Source organism: Pseudomonas sp. JQ170C, assembly GCF_035581345.1.
Taxonomy (GTDB): Bacteria; Pseudomonadota; Gammaproteobacteria; order Pseudomonadales; family Pseudomonadaceae; genus Aquipseudomonas.
Genome location: NZ_CP141608.1, coordinates 2,097,981 through 2,115,061, shown reverse-complemented (window position 1 = coordinate 2,115,061; position 17,081 = coordinate 2,097,981). Strand labels below are relative to the sequence as shown.

The following is a 17,081-nucleotide window of genomic DNA, read 5'->3' as shown; positions in this document are numbered from 1 at the left end:
GATGCAGTTGCGGAATCGATTTGAGGCCCGCTTGACCTATCGAACAACCTCATCCCAAGGCTCGGACTGGTAGTCCGTAACGGCGTGGTAAAGAGACTCTGCCTCCAGGCGCAAACGCTCCACTTCATTTGCCAGTCTGCCCGCTTCCTGGGTTTCATGGTACCGCTGCAATGCATCAATAGCCTGCTGGATCAGCGGTTCGCCAGCCTCGATCAGTCCGCTTAAGGTTTTCATAAATGAGCCCCTTACCCTCGAATGATCATTGTACCCCCCACGTCGGAGGCAGGAAGACGCGCAATTCGGCCCGATGATGGATTGGACAGACTGAAACGCAAGGCCCCATTGACAGAAGTCCAGTGAGATCGAACAGTCGCTGCCGCATCAATGGATGCCCAACTGACCTGCGCAAGACGTATTCCCCGTACGCTTACACAGGGTCTTTGCAAAGGATGCTGATAATAACCAGCAACGATACTTGAGCGTGCCCCTGCCGGTGATGGCTGTCGTAAACCGAGCCCAATAGGGCTCCACCCGCTGGGCTTCCATCCTCACGCCGCCGCCATCCTGGCTGCGCGCTCCGCTTGCACAGTTTGCGCGTGGTCGCGTTATCCTTGTGGGGATCGCCTACCTGTATTACTTATCAAATTTGCTAAAACGCGATGAGACCGTTGCAGCATCCATAACTTCCCAAGCCTCCGGATCTGCGGTGGCTTGAACCATCACCCATGCCCGCCATAGGAAAAATGCGGCAGCCAAACTCGCTTCTACAACAGCCACCACGGTGGTGTTGTACATAACGTCAGCGGTACCCATATAGTAATTCACAGGGAGGACAGATAGTGCCCAGCCGGCTACAAACACAAAGCAAAAAGCGAACACGGAAACTACAGCGAGGAGCATAGGAACTTTATAGCGGAATTCGGTGGAAAACATCTTTTCGCCGCTTTCCTTTTTAAGACCATACAAGATCCCCTCGTTTTTCCCTTTATCCTTATTATTTTTAAAGAGTCCGTACAGAGTAACATTTTCGCCAACGTTCAGCTCTTCGTATATCCTGCTTGCCATTTTCAGTTTTGGAATCACTGCTCCGTCGATTTTTACACTAGCAGTGAAACCACCGTCCATACGACTGACAGACTCAACATGGTCGAGCTTGCCGGTAATTTTTGCGCAATCAAACTTCATTCACATGTCCTTGCATTGTCGTTGCCGAGGTGCACCTTCAGTGCAACCCCGCACTCGTAGCTGCCTGTCGCAATCGCGACAGCCAACGCATGGCTCCAGGCCCTCCACCTCCTTGGTGGGTCGACTAGGCCTTCGGAAGCCCTGGGACAGCGATGTCAACTTGCCATCCCGCGCGGGAATATATTGCCTGGAATGGCATTTGGCAATTATGGCTTTATCCTCAGTTTTGAGGCTCGAATGCGGGCTAGGACATAGAGTGTCCACTCTGGCTCGATAACGGACGCGAGGAAAATGGATAGGGATTTGAACCCGCCCGGCGCCCTCCTTAGGCCGCTTTAGGCCAGCAAAACCTGGCGTCACAGTACGCACATTCGGTCTTCCGCGGCCCTGAGCGGCCCAGTATCTGCCCTAAATTTGCCCTAAGAATTTTCAGCATAACGCCCTGACCACACGCTGATGTGCGGCCTAGCCTGACGCGCTGGACTGCCTTACGACTGCACCCCACAAGCGGCAGCGCAATGCACTCACGCTGGCTCCATAGCCCGAACACACCTGTACTGGCACAATGCGTTCAGACCCTGACACGGATAGGCTTCAGGTTGGCTCACTCGGCCCCACAGGCTCTAGCTCTGTCATCGAGACCCAGGCCCCAAAATCGTATTGCAGATAGGAACGGATCCACTATGAGCAGTCTAGTCCCCAAGCCACAAATGCAGTTAGTTGACCCACAAGCGCAGATGGTCGTTGAGCTGCTGCAAGCCATTGGCTTGCCGCATGAAAATATCATTGCCTCCCAAGAGGAAAGGGCAATTATTGGGCAGGCATTACCGGCATTGATTGAATCACTCCCTCATGATGCCAAACAAGGTGCTAGATACCTTTCAAAATTTGTTGTAGGCGCAGGATTTGGACTTTTTGACTACTCCCTCAATGCGATTTGGAACGAAGTCGTTCTAGACTTACACAAGAAAGTAATAGCTTATGGGCTCGACATCTTTTACGACGCGGCAATCGGAGGAAAAAACAGGGAGTTTTATCAAACGGAAGACGACCTTCGCGCAGTAAAAGACGCAACTCTTCTGGATACATGCCGAAAGCTTGAACTGATTAGTGAGACAACAACAAAAAAACTCAAGCACATGCTCGACATGCGCAACGATATTGGGATATCCCACCCAACAAACTACACAATTAACGCTTACGAGCTTTTAGCGTGGCTTACAAACTGCATCAAAGATGTGCTGAAGGATCGACCAACTGAGTCCGCACTGCAGGTCCAGGCTTTTATCCAGAATCTCCGCACATACACGCAGCCTCTAGACGCAGCTTACCTTGCCAGCATTACTAGCAAAATAAATGAGCTCGCGTCTCATCACTGCGGGAACATCCTCAGAACTATGTTTGGGATCTATGTAGCCGCAGATACGGACCCACAAGTCAGGAAGAATATTTCCCTCCTTTCAGTTCCTGTCTGGCAAGCTAGCAATGAGGATTTCAAATATCGCCTTGGGTTAACTCTCGAGGGTTACAACACTAACCTCCACAAAGACAAATACGAGCTTGGCGTTCAGTTTCTCCAAGCCGTTAATGGTAATGCATTCCGCTCAGGTGCTGAGCGAGCGATTATCGTAGATGGACTGATAGACTCGTTACTAGAAAAACATAATGCTTGGGACAACTTCCACCACGAAGCCCCAGTAGCTGACGACATAATGTCTTACATACACAATCAGCAGGACATTCTTGCGAATTTCGCACCCAAGCTGATTAAGGTTTTCCTGATTTGTCGAATCGGTAACGGCCGGCCATATTGCAGCGGAGTTTCCCCAAGAGGTGCAATTTATTACGATAAACTTCTAGGTTTGCTAGGTGACCAATGGGCGCCTACTGCACTAGCAGCACTCACGAGCTTTGAAATCCAGGTTAAACTTAGTGACGAGCTTTGCCGTAAACAAGCCTGCAAAGCGCTGGAAAAAATCAAAGCCGGCGTGGTCAATCAGCGCCTTCAGGAGTGCATCGACTTTCTCCTGACACACCTTCCAGGTAACGGCAAAGCACCACTAGACAGCAGGTTTAAGCAGCTAACAGCTGGTTATCTGACCTGGTCATGAGTCCGCTTTGATTCGACTATTACACACTCCAATTGTGCTGGAGTATTAACACGCAAAAGCGCCGAAGCCCCACAGAACAAGGGAGCCGGCGCTTTTTTGCATAAACGCAAACGTGCATAAGTTGGCATCGCTTGGCATAGATTGGCGTATGGTTTGCCCCATTTATGCCCCATGTGACGATTGGGGACTAGCCAAAATCATCGCGCCTCGAATACTGTATATACATACAGAAAACGAGGATGCAAAAGTGACAGCAGAGCTTTTCGATTTAGACCAGGCTCGAAGCCGAAAGCAAGCGAATCAAGAGCTGTGCCTGACGCCAGAAGCCTTCCCAATAGCCTTTGATCAGGATCACTGCCTACAGGCCCGCGAACTACTTGGATGGTCTGTCGAAGCTCTAGCCTTTCGCGCAGGCGTCTCCATCAAAGCTATCAGAGACTTTGAGTCCCGGGCCCGTCAGCTTCGCCCCGTAACGATACAAGCACTTTCGTTTGCATTTGAAAAAGAGGCCCTGATCTTCTTCCCCGGCCAAAAGCCGATGATCGCAGATAACCTGCGCGGGGCGACTCCGGACCCCAGCACCAGGCATGACTTTCATTTAGTCGAATGATCGCCTAGTGCCCCCACCTAATGAGCAAGCACTCACATACCAAACCAGAGGCCTTGGCGCACTGGCACGGAATGCTGCGCAATGAACATTTGAGGCTGAGCAATCCTGAGGTGTACCTGCAAATCATGAGGTCAACTACCGAAGACCTAGACGCCCTTGGCCTGTTCGACCCGCTGGAACTACACGACCTGAGAGAGCAGGTACAGGCGGCTTACACTGCCGGACTGGAAGAGCAGTTTGCCCAGGAGCTGTACTGCCGAGCATCCAGCTACAACGTAGTGCCCGAAGGTGGCCGTTCTCGCGTGGGATACATCAAACAGGGTAACTACTATGAAGAGAATCGCACTGACGCCTTCAGTTTCGATGGGATGGTGACTCAAGAGCGTGACCAGCTCCGAATTGTGCTGCGTACTTCCGGCGAGCTTGGCGTGATCAAAGGTCTACTCATTTTAGGGCAGGACGGTAAAACCTTTCGTCTAATCGAAACGGCACGGATGATCGACGGAAAAATGCTCGAGGGTGTTGGAGATCCTGACGCCTATCGGGTGCTGGTGGACCTGGCGCAGGAAGCGTTCGAGGGTAATGATTGGGTGCGGTACCGGATCCTGCGGGATCGGGTGAGATACTCGCCGTTCAAGTGTTGCCCGGCGTGCTGTGATTCGTTCGCTCAACGCGAAGATTGTGAGGTCTGCGGTGGGCAGGGATTCGTACCAGATGACCTGGGAGAACCGGGATGTGCGGAAGACTGAGCCAGTACCGGGGTATCCACGACTTTGTGGATGCCTTAAGTATGAGTTGCCCGCTGGCCAACAGCGCCGGCGAGCAGCCGTTAGATCGTTACAACGTCGCTCCAACTACTCAAGTAGCCGTGTTGAACATGCAGGATGGCGTGCTACATGCAGACCTGGTGCGCTGGGGTTGGCGACCGCACTGGGCTAAGGACCGAGTAGCACCCATCAATGCTCAAGTGGAGAAAGTCGCTCACGGCCTATTCTTCAGGGCTATCTGGCCGCACCGGAACATTGTGCCAATCGACAATTGGTTTGAGTGGGTTTTCGATCTGACCACTGCCGAGGCGCTACGCCTGACCCAAAGGTAAGACGACTACCATCTGCTTGAGTAATATCACTCAGCGCTCCCAAGACAGCTGGCCTGGCCCAAGGATAGGGATTTGAACTCGCCCGCATTTCGCGGCAGGCCGTATCAAGCCCGAAAACTCTGCTCGTCACCTAGAACAAAAAGGCTCATTACGGCTTCATGCGGCCCCAATTCTGCCCTAAATCTAACTCAACTTTTCCAACTTATTCGCTTGGCTTTTACTGTCTATGCACACAGTATCGGGCGACTTCACAGTAACCACAATCATTCTTGATGGGCGACCGCTTCGCCTGAACATGGACGTTGCTCGCAACGAAGCAACACCGCTATCCTCGCAGTTCGTGCGAAAAACCCACTAACAAAATTCAGGCGAAAATTGAATAATGAACAAACTTTCGGCAGCCACCACGTACCTGCAAACGTCCTTTGTCAATGCAGCAACCGATGAGCTTATACCTAGGGGATACGGAACTGGATTTTTCACAAGGAAAAATGGAGAGCTATTTCTCGTCACAAACTGGCACATATTCAGTGGAATAGATCCATCTAAGCCTGAGATGATAGGCGAACTACCACCTCCGCACCTCTTAAAAATTACTGCCGTGAGCAAAAAAAATACATTATCAGAAATCACCTGCCCGCTATACGACCCAGAAATGAATCCAATATGGCTTGAGCACAATATGGGAGGGAAAGTCGATATAGCCGTTTATCCTCTACCCGATTCTATACAAGATCATTTTCATATTTTTGAAATCGAAAAATTTGCAGAATCTGAAATTGACGAAGCGGTTGGTAAGGATGCCTTCATATTAGGCTATCCTTTCAGCCATGTCGAATTGACGGAGGCTTTCGGGCAATCTACTCCTTATTATCTTCCAGTTTGGAAGCGAGCCAGCATAGCCACTGAACCGTCGTATCGATTAGCGGATAGAGTCATATTGCTGGATTCGCTTTCAAGGCCTGGCATGTCTGGAGCGCCAGTCTTAATTTCAGAGGACAAAGAGGTTGTTAAGTTTCCAAACCGTGAAGCTTCCGCAGCCGCCAGGCGCTTCGCCGATGGAGATCTAAGTGCCCTCGCCGGACTCGATACAAGCTCGATGACACACGGTACTGAGAGAGCATTCAAGCTTCTTGGAATATACTCCGGCGTGATCGGAGACACGAAACTTGCCCAAACTGCGCTCGGGCGGTGCTGGCATGTCGACGCAATTGAAGAAACACTTACACAGCAAAAAAATGGAGAAATGCCATTCCATGCTCCAGTATCTACGCCCGCATACCAGAAACTACTTCAGCAATGCTCAGGGCAGCTAGTTATGAAAGATAAAAATGGAGACATCACCCAAACAATAGAGCTTAATAAATAACGTCAAATATGCTGCACGCTCGTGTCTTACCAACTGTTTATCCTAGCACAGAAGCGAGGTACTCGACTCCCGCGCCTGGAGTTGCAGAAAGTCTGTGTGAATTCAAAGGGCCGGGCTGGATGTTGGCGCATCTACCCGGCTCGCCTCTTTTCATTTGGCGACTTCGCGAACGTAGGCCTGGCAGGCCTTCAGAGCGATCAGTCCTCGATCACCGTCGTCGGTGATGCCGAAAATTCGTTGAGCATGCGCTGGGTCAAGTCGGGCGCGAACGGCTCCATGAACCACGCCTGCGGTGCCGGCGGCTTCTCGCATCCCACCGTCACAACCCTGGGCGGCAAAGGCTCCGGCGTCGACAAGGACTGACAGCCGCAAGTCAGCAGTAGCCAGCCTGTCACGCAGGCGAGCTTGAGTCTGTTGTGCATCGTTCATTTCCTTCCAATGGGTTTTGCCCTGTTCCTGCAGGCGATCCTCCAGGGCTTGTCGCTGGCTTTTCTGCGCTGCCAACTGCTCCAAGGCTGCAGCTGCAGCTTCCTCACGCTCACGACCGTGAGCCCGATCTCTGTCCGCCAGCTGCTGGACATAACCTGCAGCCTGTTCAGCCAACTGCTTTCCGTACTCGCAGGCCTGCCACACCCAAGCCACACGCCCGCCGGCATAGAGCCCGACCGCCACAGCCAGAAGTGCGATACGCCAATTCAGCGGCATTACTGCAACACCTCAAGCGCCCGCTTGTAGAGCGCCTGGCGATCCTTCAACCCATTCAGGCCACCATTGATACGGCGGGTGATCAGCTCGAACACCGAGTCATCGGCCCGCAGCACCTTGTCCGCGAGGCTATTGAGTCCTGCCCGCTGCCAGTACCAGCCGGCAGACAGCAACGCATAGACGGGCTGTTCAAGCAGCTCAGGGGTGTTGAGCAATCGACTATCGCCGAACAGCGCTTCGCTGCAGGCTTCGTAGTTGTCGTGGCCGGTGATCTGAATCAATCCCCGGCCGCGATACTTCTGGCCATCGCCATCGGCCTCGGGGCTGTTGCCCAGGCGCTTGGCCAAGCTGCCGGTGTCGTACTTGGATAGGTAGGCATCGCCCCCCAACTCTCGGACGTAACGCAACTGGCCAGATTCGTGACCAATCTGGGCGATGAACGCGGCCATGCGCAGACGAGTGATGATGGCGTACTTGCCCATCGCGGCATTCAGCCCAGGAACAAAAACGCCGGCATTGCGGCCGGCGTTAGGGAGGATCTGCAGCAATTGCTGCGTATTGATAGCCATAGGTTTTTCTCCATTGCTGACCACATGGGTCGTTAGGGTTGTAGGTCCACGGTCTTGAGTTCTTTGGATTCTTTCGTCTTCTTCTCGCCGGCCTTGGCCTTGCCTTTCTTGCCGCCGTTGCATTCGACGGTCGTCGTCCAACCGGACTGGGTAAACACCTGCTCGACCGAATCCACCAGGTACTCGCCATCGAGGCCGACCTTGAATCCCTGGGCGATAATCAGGCGCTCGGCAAACAGATCCGTGCGGCCGGCCATTTCCAGCCGCACACCGGCAGTGCTGCGGTTGAACGCGGCCAAGCGCGCCTTGCCGGCCTGCTCGGCGGCGGTCTTGTTCGGATAAATGTGCCGATCGGTATGCACAGGCGGCAGGCCGCTGGGGGACTCGTCGTTCTCAAGGTCGACTACTTTCAGTTCGCCCGACTTCGGGTCCTGATGCTTGGTCTGAACGCTCTTGTGGGTGGTCTTATCACTGACCCGAAACTGATAGCGGCTCACGTCCCGCCGGGTGATGGTTACGGTGCCCAGGGCCTTGCCGCTCGCGCTTTGACCAGCCTGGCGCGGCAGCACCAGCAACTTGCCGTCGCCGACCTTGGCAGTGCAGTCGTACTGTTTGGCCAGGCGGGTGATGAAGTTGAAGTCCGATTCGTTGAGTTGGTCGACACGGGGCACCTTGCTGGCCACCGGGCAGACCGGCTCCCAGCCGTTGCGTGCCGCAATGTCCCGAACGATTTGCTGCAAGGGCACACCCTCCCAACTGCCGCTGCGCGTGGTCTTGCCGCTGCCGCGCATGTCACTGGCCTTGCCGCGAATGACCAGGCTGTCAGGCGGGCCGGACAGCTCGACCTCATCGACCGTGTATCGGCCCAAACGAGCCAGGGACTGACCGGCATACCCCAGGAACACTTCGATACTTGCACCACGACGCGGCAGAAGCACCGCCTGGTCACGGTCATCAATGCGCAACTCGAATTCGTCGGACTCCATCCCCGGCTTGTCACTGGTGCGCAGCGACAGCAGCCGGTCATTGATCATCGCGGAAATGTCTCTGCCATCCGCGACGATACGAAAAGTGGGTTTCATGCTTGGGGCTCCAGAAAAGCAAAACCCCGCACGGGGCGGGGCTTCTTTGTTAGGCGTAACGCGGGATCAATCCCACAGTTGCACCAGCGTTTCGGTCGGCGCCGGCAGTTCTGGCAAGTGAAACACCAAGCCAGCGCGGTACGGCTGCGCCTGCCTGGCCAGATCGGGGTTGGCATCTAGCACCGCCTCCACCGTGCCGTTGAGGTGTCCGTAATGGTTCTGACAGATCACATCGAGCAAATCCCCGTCAGATGTTCTGCAGGTCGCCGCCATAGCTCACAAACTCCAGGCTAAAGGACTGTTTACGCGGGATACCACCGGCAAGCAGATGGCTTTGCTCTTCGTCCAGACTGAGCAAGCACCAGGTGCCCAGCACCTCGCCATAGCCCGTGATCAGGCTCAGCGGCTCCAAGGCCCTGCCGATACTGCGCAGGGTGTCCAGTTGCTTGAGCCCACCCTTGAAGCCGGGAAAGATCGCGCCCTTGAGGCTCAGCTTATCCTCACCTTGGCCGATGGCCTGCTGGGCAATGCTGCGGCTCAAACGCTCCTGGCCAGCCCAGCGAAACGCGGTCTGCCGACGCAGCTCATCGAACGCCGCCGTGTTGAGGTTGAAGTAATACGGCCGCGCATCCGGGCGCAGGGGTTGGATGATGAGCAGGTGCGGGAACGGCGTCACCGACTGGGCTGCCGGGGTTGCCAGCGGCGAAAAACTCGCCGTCGACACCACGTTGGCCAGCGACGGGCTTAGCTTGCCCGCCACCTTGTTGATTGCCTCCCCGGCCCGGGCTGATTGCTCCCTGAGCGTGCCCATGCGCGCCTGCACCTGAGACATTCCTGAGGTGGCCTGACCATACATGGCCGCTACTTCGCCCACCTTGGACTGCGCCAGGTTGATTCCACGCATGGTGCGCTGCAGCTTGGCGCCCACTTCCGGGCCCACAAACGGGATACTTTCCAGCTCAGAAGCGGCCCCGGTAATGTCGCCGATGGCTCCATTCATGGGGCCCAGCATGCCGTCGAGCCCCTGACGGCCGGCCTCCCCGGCTTGCACCAGGGATTTCAAACCGGATTCCATCTGTTCCATGTAGGGCATTCCCCCTCCTTATGCGTGCGGTGCATCGAGCAATTGACGGCTCAGTGCCTGGCGGCTGTATTCCTCGAACTGCCGCTGCAGGTGCGGAGCAAGCTCATTGGCCAACTGCGCGGGATCTTTCACATCCCCATTGACCGTGACCTCAATTTTTGGGGCAAAGCTGAACTGCTGGTCGATCTTTGGTGCCTCGGGTTTACGCTGCTCGACCACCTTGGTCGGTACCGGCAAAGCCGCCGCCGGCGGCACAGCCGGGACCAGGGAACGCACCACGTCGCCAAGCTCGTTTGCCTTACCTGCAGGCGCGCCCGGCACAATGATCGGCACCTGGGGCTTTCCTTGATCCACAATCTTGGTCACTACCGGAGCAGCCGGTACCGACGCTGCGGGTGCCGGTCGGCTTGGTCCTGATAGTGGAGTACTGGACACCGGCGCCGGCATTGCTGCCACTATCGGCGCCGCCGCAGGCTCTGGTCGCACCAACCCAGCACCAGGGAACCGCAACTTGTGGCTGGCCAGGGCCGGCAGCAAGAACGGGTCTTTAGCGTTCGGGTCGCGCGGGTCGTAGGGCACCGCCGGCGGCTGCTCAGCCACCACGGGCGCCGGTGCTGACACTTGCACTGGCACGGGCGCCGGCATTGTTGCCACCACAGGCGCGGCGACTGGCTCCTGCGGCACCAACTCGGCGCCAGGGAAACGAGCCTTGTGGCTGGCCAAGGCCGGCAGCAAGAACGGGTCTTTGGCGTTCGGGTCGCGTGGGTCGTAGGACACCGCCGGTGGCTTCTCAGCCACCACGGGCGCCGCTGCTGACAGTTGCACTGGCACGGGCGCCGGCATTGTTGCCACCACAGGCGCGGCCACCGGCTCCTGCGGCACCAACTCGGCGCCAGGGAAACGAGCCTTGTGACTGGCCAAGGCCGGCAGCAAGAACGGGTCTTTGGCGTTCGGGTCGCGTGGGTCGTAGGACACCGCCGGCGGCTGCTCAGCCACCACGGGCGCCGCAGCTGGTACTGGCATTGGGACGGGCGCCGGCATGGTAACCACGACCGGCGGCACAACAGGCCCAGGCAAAGCAGGGGCTGCTGGTACGGGCGCCACCTCGACAGCCTTGGCCTGCTGGGTCGCCGGCGCCTTCTCCACCAGCGGACTCTCGCCGGCGGCGACTTCGTCTGGCTTGTCTTCCCCGCCAAACCAGCTCTTGCCCAGCAGGCCACCCAGACTTTCCCCACCCATGCCGCCGAGGAACGCACCAACCGCGCCACCAACGAGGGGACCAACTATCGGAATAACGGCTCCGAGCGCTGCGCCCGTAGCCGCTCCCGCCAGCGCGCCACCCAACCCACCTACCGCACCGCCATAACCCTCGGCTTTTTCTTCCTTGGTTTCGGCGTTCATGTAGGTGTCGACAGCCTTCACACCGGCATCGAGCATCGAGCCACCCGGCATTACCCGGCCGACCATACCCAACTTGCCTGCGGCACCAAGCATCTTGGCAAATCGCCCTGGTGCAATTGCTGGAGCAGCCAATTTCGGCGCGGGAGTAGCACGCCCCGCCGTTCGCCGCTGACGTCGTCGTGCCCGGCGCGACCCTGCAGGGGCCGCCCCAGTAGCACCCACACTGCCAATGGCGTTGGCATTGACAACAAACACCCGCTGCGGCTCCTTACTGCTGCCGGCGTTGTCGTCATTGCTAGCCCCCAGCAATCCACCCAATGCCTTGAGGCCAGCGTCAACAGGCTTGATACCGGTTTGCGGGCCCTTCTCGGCCACAGCCTCCGCAACGTCGCCCAACCCCTTGGAGCCAGCACGTCCAAGCACCACGCCCCGCCCGATGTTGGCCATGCCCCGAGCAACCTTCAGGCCGCTCAGCACCGTTTTCAGTGCCACAAACGCCGCGCCGGCAGCGGTAAGGCCAAACACCACCGCCTGCGAGCCATCCGACAAGTTGGTTAGCCCCTGGGCCACAGCCTTGATGCTCTTGGCCACCAGATCAGTCGCCGGGCGAATGGCATCGCCCATGCTGCGCATGGCGTCGTTGGCCGCCTGCGCCGTCTCAGCCCACATCTGTGCCGAGGATTCGCGGCGTTCAGCCAAGTTCTTGTCGAGAATGCCCGCCGCGTCCTTCGAGGTCGATTGCGCTTTCAGGTTTTCGTACAGCCCACGGTTGGCCGCGTAAGCCGTCAGGGCTGCTTTGACCTGCATGTCGGCAAAGATGTCGCCGGTACGCAGGGACTTTTCCAGGGACTCAAGCGCCGCCTTGGCCTTCTCGGGATCAACTTCCTTGCTGATGTTAGCCTGGGCTTCGGCCATCTTCGCAGCCTTGGCCGGGTCGGTGGCTTGAACGTACTTCATGGCCAAGGCAAAGCTGGATTCAAGGGTCGACATACCCTTTTGAATGCCCGAGTTCAGCGACGACTGATAGTCGATACCAGCATCCGCATAAGCCTTGACCACATCCCCGGAACCGATCTTTTCCATCCAGTTCTTGAGGTTGTTGGCCGCCTCGTCCGAGCCGCCGGCAGTCTTCATCTGCACTTGCAGCATCGCACCCAGCGAGCTAACCGCGCCCAGGCCGGTGCTGCCGTTCTTCTCCATGCCCGCCAGCAACTGCGGGAACCACTTGGCCATATCGGCGGCTTCAAAGCTGCCCGCCTGGCCCTGCAGGGCGATAGCCTCCAGGGCTTGCTGCATGACCTTGGGGTCAGTGATCTTGGCGTTCTGCTCCAGCGCCTGAATCATGCTCGCGGTATCGACGCCGCTGGCCCCCTGGCCAATGGCGAATTTGGCCGCCACCGGCGCATAGGCCATCGCCTTGTCCAGCTCCATGCCGGCGCCAACCAACTGGTTGACCAGATCGGCCACGTCGTTGCGGGCCATGCCGGTGTCTTGCGCGGTCTGAATGACCGTGCGCGACATGGCCGCCTCTTTCGGCTGATTGGCGACGCCGGCCTTGATCGCAATGTCACGGATGATCGCTTGATAGTCCGCGCTGATCTTGCCAGCCACACCGAGCGCACCAACGCCAACCACGGCCTGGCCAACGCTCGACCTGACCCCGGCCTTACCCTGCTCGATCTGTTGGCGTCCTTTGATCTGCAGATCGGCCGACTTTGCAGTTCGACCCAGGCGCTGATACTCGCGATTGAGTCGCCCTACTTCGACACCCTGCTTGCGCAGGCTTTCCAGGTTACCGTCCAGCTTGCGCAACAACCCGGCCGCCGAGGCCGCGCCACTGTCATGCGCTTTCTTCCACTCCTCGCGCAAGCGAATGGTTTCGCCGATGGTGCTTTTCAACACCTTGGCCTTGTTGCCCTGCTGCTCCAGCTTCTTGATGCCGCTGGTAACCGTATTGAAGGCAGCCCCCACCGACGAACTGACAACACCGCCGATGACCAGCCCTAACGACAGCTTGTTCGCCATGACTCCCCCTTGAGTGCGGGCTCAATCCGTGAGCCACCAGACCATGTCGCTGTAGGACATGGTCATGATTTCTTCAGCAGAAAAGTTCAGTTCGGCAGCCAGTCGCTTGGCTGCCAGTTTCTGCATGGCGGGGTCAAAGCTCGTCGTCTTGCACCAGGCGAAAATAGCCGGCCTGCACGCGGGCATAGTCCTTGAGCGTCAGCCCCTCCAGATCCTTGGGCCCGACCTCGGCCAGGGAGGCGAACAGGTTCATTTCGCGTTGCTCATCATCGCCGCCGGCGGTCGCCTGGGCGGCGCGGATGTCGCGCACGGTCGGGGCACGCAGGCGCAGCGCATCGACCTCTACGCCGTTGGCTTGAGTGGGTTTGCTTAGCGTTACGGTAACGGCGTCAGTGCCCAGCTTAAGGAACGACGGGATTTTGATTGCATTGCTCATCAGGGATTTCCTTACAGGCCAAGGGCCGAACGTTGGGCAGTGAGTTGGTCGACACCGTTGATGACACGCTTCATGCCAATCGGGTCGATTTCGTAGATGAGCTGGCCTTTAACCTCCAGCTTGTAATAGGTCACAGCGACGTTGTGCTTGATTTCAGACTTGTCGCCGGGCTTCCAGTCGCCCATATCGACCTCTTTCAGCGAGCCGCGCAGGGTGACGACCACCGGCGTGATTTCGCCCTTCAGGCCCTTGAAGGCGCCACGGAACGTGCCGTTGAACGCGGTACCGTCGGCCAGGCCGAAAAACTTCAGCGACTCGCGGCGAACACCGGTGGTAACAAAACCGGCCTCCTGCTTTTCCATGCCCATATCCAGCTCCACCGGCATATCCATGCCGCCGGCGCGGTGCTCTTCCATTTTCAGGGTGAGTTTGGGCAGGGTCAGGCTGGGCACATCGCCTTGGAAGCTGATGCCATCCACGAACAGGTTCAGGTTGGTCAACGTTTCGGGAATCATTGCCATGCGTGCAGCTCCTTAAGCGGCTTTGTCGAGGACTTCGGTCAGCCACTGGTTGGTGACTTCGACGCGGAAATTAGGGTTTTCAGCCGGCAGAACATCGGTAAAGCGGATGTTCCAATAGACCTTGCCCTGCTCCAGTTGGCTGGCCGTGTTGAGGTCGGGGTCGGCGAACACTTCAAAGTTGATGATTGCGCCCTGCGCCTTGAGGTCGCGCATGAACGCCTGCAGGCCCTCGGTCACGTCCTTGACGTAGGTCGCGGTGATCGAGCGGTCGACCGCCCACTTGTGCCCGTACAGGATCGCGTCCATGACGATATCCATCGTCCGCACGCGGGTGACGAACGCCCATTTCGGGTCGGTGCTCAGCGTGCGGTTGCCCCACAGGCGGAAACCGTCGTCACGGATGATGGTGGCGATGTTGGCGTTGTTGAGCAGGTTGGCCCGGCAGCTCTCGTCGCCGTCCAGGTACTCGATGGCACGGCCGGTGCCGGTGATGCCGACAAACTCCTTGTTCGACGGCGACGCCCAAAAGCCGTACTCGCTGTCAGTCCAGGCGAACAGACCCGCGACCCAGGCCGAAGCCGGCGCGTCGGCCGTCCCACTGGTGGCGGTGTCCCAATACTTGACGCCGGGATCGACCAGAAACGCGCGCTTGGCGCCGAAGCTATCGGCGTAGGCTTGGGCCGCTTCGTCGGTGGTGTTCGGACCGTCGATGATGGCCAGGCCGCGCAGCTTGTCGGCCAGGGCCACAAGGGCGGTACCGACCGCTTGCGTCGCGCTGTGCTTGGGCGCGATCAGCAGTCGCGGCTGGGCGTTGAAACGACTCTTGCCATCGAGCAGCGCCTGCAGACCGGTACGGGTGCCGTCGGCCTGTACGCCGCCGATGATCGCCGAGGTCTGCGCGGCGCCGTCGATGCCCTTGGCTACGCCACAGGCGACAATCACCGCCTTGGAGCGTTGGTAAATGGCCTGGCAAGCCATGGTGATGGCCGAGGCCGGGCCGAAGGCAGCGATCGCCTCACGCTCGCTGGTGATCAGCACCAACTGGTTGGCCTTCGCCGTGGCATCCGCGCCAGGGGTGAAGATGTCGACCAGGCCAATGATCGAGGACGACGGCAAGGCGACATTGCGCGCACCGGTGTCGACGTTCGTTACGGTAACGCCGTGAAAGAAACCAGCCATGTAGTAACTCCAGAATGCACAAGGCCGCGACGTGCGCGGCCAGAAGGGAAAGAAGGCGCCCCAGGCGGGGCTGCAGGCGGTCGGGGCCGATCAGAGCAGCAGAGGCACCAGCAGTGCGGCCAGCAGGCAGGCGACCAGGGGGAACAGCAGATCGAGCCGGCCGTCTTGACTCCAACGCCAGATACGCAAACCGTCGTACCAGCGCAGGTGACTCAGGTTCAGGGCCAGGTCATGGGCCAGCTTGCGCTCGCCGTGGGTGTACTCACGACCCAGGAAAAAGAAGACGCCTGCAGCGACGCCGACCCACTGCCCGGCCGGAACGCCGAACAGTGCCAGAAAGCCCCAGACCAGGGCCATGATGAGCAGGCCCGCCAGGGCGTGCAGCCAGTTGGTTTTACTCAAGGTGATTACTCCAGGCACAAAAAAACCGCTCTCGGCGGCCTCGGATTGTTGGTGGTAAGGCCGGATCAGGCAGCGTTGCCGACACCCACAATACAATCGCGAACGTCGGTCATAGCGATGTCAGCCAGTGCTTCGATCTCTTTATGAGAGGTAGCCTGGAGCACTGCTTGTTTGCCTTTCAGACGCTCAGCGCGGATCGCATACATTGCACCTTGCCAGGCGCTGGCCTCAGCCAAGATTCCGTCGGTGGCCGCCTGCGCCTCCAGCCGGGCCGCGTCCATCCAGGCTTGAACTGAGGGTGGAACCGCGCCGACATAGTTGGCCGCCGCAAAAACCTTGGCCTCATCAGCAGCGGTCTGGTACTCCAGCGCGCGCAGGGGGTCGCCCAACACCGCGAGCCGGGCCACGTCGGCGGCTTGGTCAATCTGCGCATTCGCGGCCAATTTCGCCACTTCAAGCGGCAACGCTGAAAAGTCAAAGCCAACATACTGCTGGCCGTTATACGAAAAGCTCAGGTCGGTCAGTTTCATCACTACAGATCCTTACAGGGTGGCCAGGTTAGTAAGCAGGCGAGTAATCGTATTGGCAGCGGTGCCAGCAGGGACGCCCTCGATGTAGAAGCCGCCAAAATCGCTCGGGAAGCTCACTGAGCCACAGCCCAGCGCAAGGCAAGAAGAACCACCACCAATCAGCGAGCCAACAAAACCGGCTTCCTTGGTCACTGTGACGGTATTCATCTGAATTGCCATAAGCGGCGGCACAGAGAAACTGCCGTAGTGACGAAAGAGGCTGTTAAGACGAGCGTTCGTCGGCGCCGGAACCACACCCACAGCTGTCGGTAGGGCAAGGTTGAGTTCGCGCATTTCCAGCTGTGAACCTTGGCGCTGGAACACGAATCCACCCAATCGGTTATCCGTTGCGCCAGTGACCGAGTCCACGCTCGGGTAATACTTCGGTCGCAGCACTCGGGTCCCACCTTCACCTTTCAGGACAAGCATGGTGCAGTTCAACGCCACCTGACTGTCGAGGACATAGTCCGAAAGTAGAGACACATTACAAACCCCACTCGCCGGCGTTGCCGCAATGGCCTTTCCGAGCGTTCTGAAGGGCGCCGCTTGAGTGCCGGGGTTGGTGTCCAGGCCGTTGACCTGATCGACAAACCAGTTGCGGGTGGTCTCAGGGACGGCAGCAATGGCGGCGGCAACAGCGGCATCAATGCCCGACTTCTTGCCGTTTACATAGTCGATCAACTTGGTGGTTTGGGTCACCAGATTGGCAACATCAGTTTCAAGACTCATAGCGT

The 17,081-nt window shown here is 58.0% G+C and carries 18 protein-coding genes and 1 pseudogene; 5 read left to right on the top strand and 14 right to left on the bottom strand.

What is annotated here, in order from left to right:
• Positions 1-36 precede the first annotated feature (36 nt).
• Together U9R80_RS09990 and U9R80_RS09985 are read right to left on the bottom strand one after the other, a co-directional pair.
• A complete protein-coding gene (locus U9R80_RS09990; protein WP_301841411.1) occupies positions 37-234 on the bottom strand; it encodes a hypothetical protein in 198 nt (65 codons plus the stop codon).
• Positions 235-633: 399 nt separating this feature from the next.
• Positions 634-1,185: a hypothetical protein gene (locus U9R80_RS09985; protein ID WP_301841412.1), complete on the bottom strand. Its 552-nt coding sequence runs from the start codon at positions 1,183-1,185 to the stop codon at positions 634-636.
• Positions 1,186-1,868: 683 nt separating this feature from the next.
• On the opposite strand from U9R80_RS09985, the gene U9R80_RS09980 reads away from it, so the two are divergent.
• The 5 genes and pseudogenes from U9R80_RS09980 (at position 1,869) to U9R80_RS09960 (ending at position 6,374) form a co-directional block, all read left to right on the top strand.
• Positions 1,869-3,296 carry a hypothetical protein gene (locus U9R80_RS09980; RefSeq protein WP_301841414.1) on the top strand — a complete coding sequence of 476 codons (1,428 nt, stop codon included), beginning with the start codon at positions 1,869-1,871 and terminating at the stop codon, positions 3,294-3,296.
• A 148-nt stretch (positions 3,297-3,444) separates the two neighbouring features.
• On the top strand, positions 3,445-3,906 hold the full coding sequence (locus U9R80_RS09975) for a helix-turn-helix domain-containing protein (protein ID WP_324804857.1): 462 nt from the start codon (positions 3,445-3,447) through the stop codon (positions 3,904-3,906).
• A 71-nt stretch (positions 3,907-3,977) separates the two neighbouring features.
• Positions 3,978-4,655: a hypothetical protein gene (locus U9R80_RS09970; RefSeq protein ID WP_324804855.1), complete on the top strand. Its 678-nt coding sequence runs from the start codon at positions 3,978-3,980 to the stop codon at positions 4,653-4,655.
• Positions 4,640-4,960 (top strand): annotated as a pseudogene (locus U9R80_RS09965) (SOS response-associated peptidase family protein); the annotation flags it as partial. The gene U9R80_RS09970 and the pseudogene U9R80_RS09965, both read left to right, overlap by 16 nt.
• 427 nt (positions 4,961-5,387) lie before the next feature.
• Positions 5,388-6,374, top strand: coding sequence for a S1 family peptidase (locus tag U9R80_RS09960; protein ID WP_301841419.1), 987 nt, complete (start codon positions 5,388-5,390; stop codon positions 6,372-6,374).
• Between the two features lie 150 nt (positions 6,375-6,524).
• On the opposite strand, the gene U9R80_RS09955 is transcribed toward U9R80_RS09960, so the two are convergent.
• The 12 genes from U9R80_RS09955 to U9R80_RS09900 form a co-directional block, all read right to left on the bottom strand.
• Complete coding sequence (locus tag U9R80_RS09955) at positions 6,525-7,079, bottom strand: lysis system i-spanin subunit Rz (RefSeq protein ID WP_301841422.1); 555 nt, start codon at positions 7,077-7,079, stop codon at positions 6,525-6,527.
• The gene (locus U9R80_RS09950) at positions 7,079-7,648 is read right to left on the bottom strand and encodes a glycoside hydrolase family 19 protein (protein ID WP_301841424.1); all 570 of its coding nucleotides are present in this window, start codon (positions 7,646-7,648) and stop codon (positions 7,079-7,081) included. The genes U9R80_RS09955 and U9R80_RS09950 overlap by 1 nt, the downstream gene beginning before the upstream one ends.
• 32 nt (positions 7,649-7,680) lie before the next feature.
• Positions 7,681-8,730, bottom strand: coding sequence for a phage late control D family protein (locus U9R80_RS09945; RefSeq protein WP_301841426.1), 1,050 nt, complete (start codon positions 8,728-8,730; stop codon positions 7,681-7,683).
• Between the two features lie 66 nt (positions 8,731-8,796).
• Positions 8,797-9,003 (bottom strand): tail protein X, encoded by a 207-nt coding sequence (locus U9R80_RS09940; RefSeq protein ID WP_301841428.1) that lies wholly within the window; start codon positions 9,001-9,003, stop codon positions 8,797-8,799.
• Complete coding sequence (locus tag U9R80_RS09935; protein WP_301841429.1) at positions 8,978-9,823, bottom strand: phage tail protein; 846 nt, start codon at positions 9,821-9,823, stop codon at positions 8,978-8,980. Before U9R80_RS09935 ends, U9R80_RS09940 begins: the two co-directional genes overlap by 26 nt.
• A gap of 9 nt (positions 9,824-9,832) precedes the next feature.
• Complete coding sequence (locus U9R80_RS09930; RefSeq protein WP_301841430.1) at positions 9,833-13,240, bottom strand: phage tail tape measure protein; 3,408 nt, start codon at positions 13,238-13,240, stop codon at positions 9,833-9,835.
• A 133-nt stretch (positions 13,241-13,373) separates the two neighbouring features.
• A complete protein-coding gene (locus U9R80_RS09925) occupies positions 13,374-13,676 on the bottom strand; it encodes a phage tail assembly protein (RefSeq protein WP_301841432.1) in 303 nt (100 codons plus the stop codon).
• Between the two features lie 11 nt (positions 13,677-13,687).
• Positions 13,688-14,197 carry a phage major tail tube protein gene (locus U9R80_RS09920; RefSeq protein WP_301841434.1) on the bottom strand — a complete coding sequence of 170 codons (510 nt, stop codon included), beginning with the start codon at positions 14,195-14,197 and terminating at the stop codon, positions 13,688-13,690.
• Between the two features lie 12 nt (positions 14,198-14,209).
• A complete protein-coding gene (locus tag U9R80_RS09915; RefSeq protein ID WP_301841436.1) occupies positions 14,210-15,376 on the bottom strand; it encodes a phage tail sheath family protein in 1,167 nt (388 codons plus the stop codon).
• Between the two features lie 90 nt (positions 15,377-15,466).
• A complete protein-coding gene (locus U9R80_RS09910) occupies positions 15,467-15,778 on the bottom strand; it encodes a hypothetical protein (RefSeq protein ID WP_301841439.1) in 312 nt (103 codons plus the stop codon).
• 65 nt (positions 15,779-15,843) lie between these two features.
• Positions 15,844-16,308, bottom strand: coding sequence for a hypothetical protein (locus U9R80_RS09905; RefSeq protein ID WP_301841441.1), 465 nt, complete (start codon positions 16,306-16,308; stop codon positions 15,844-15,846).
• A 12-nt stretch (positions 16,309-16,320) separates the two neighbouring features.
• Positions 16,321-17,076 (bottom strand): DUF1565 domain-containing protein, encoded by a 756-nt coding sequence (locus U9R80_RS09900; protein ID WP_301841442.1) that lies wholly within the window; start codon positions 17,074-17,076, stop codon positions 16,321-16,323.
• Positions 17,077-17,081: the final 5 nt, after the last annotated feature.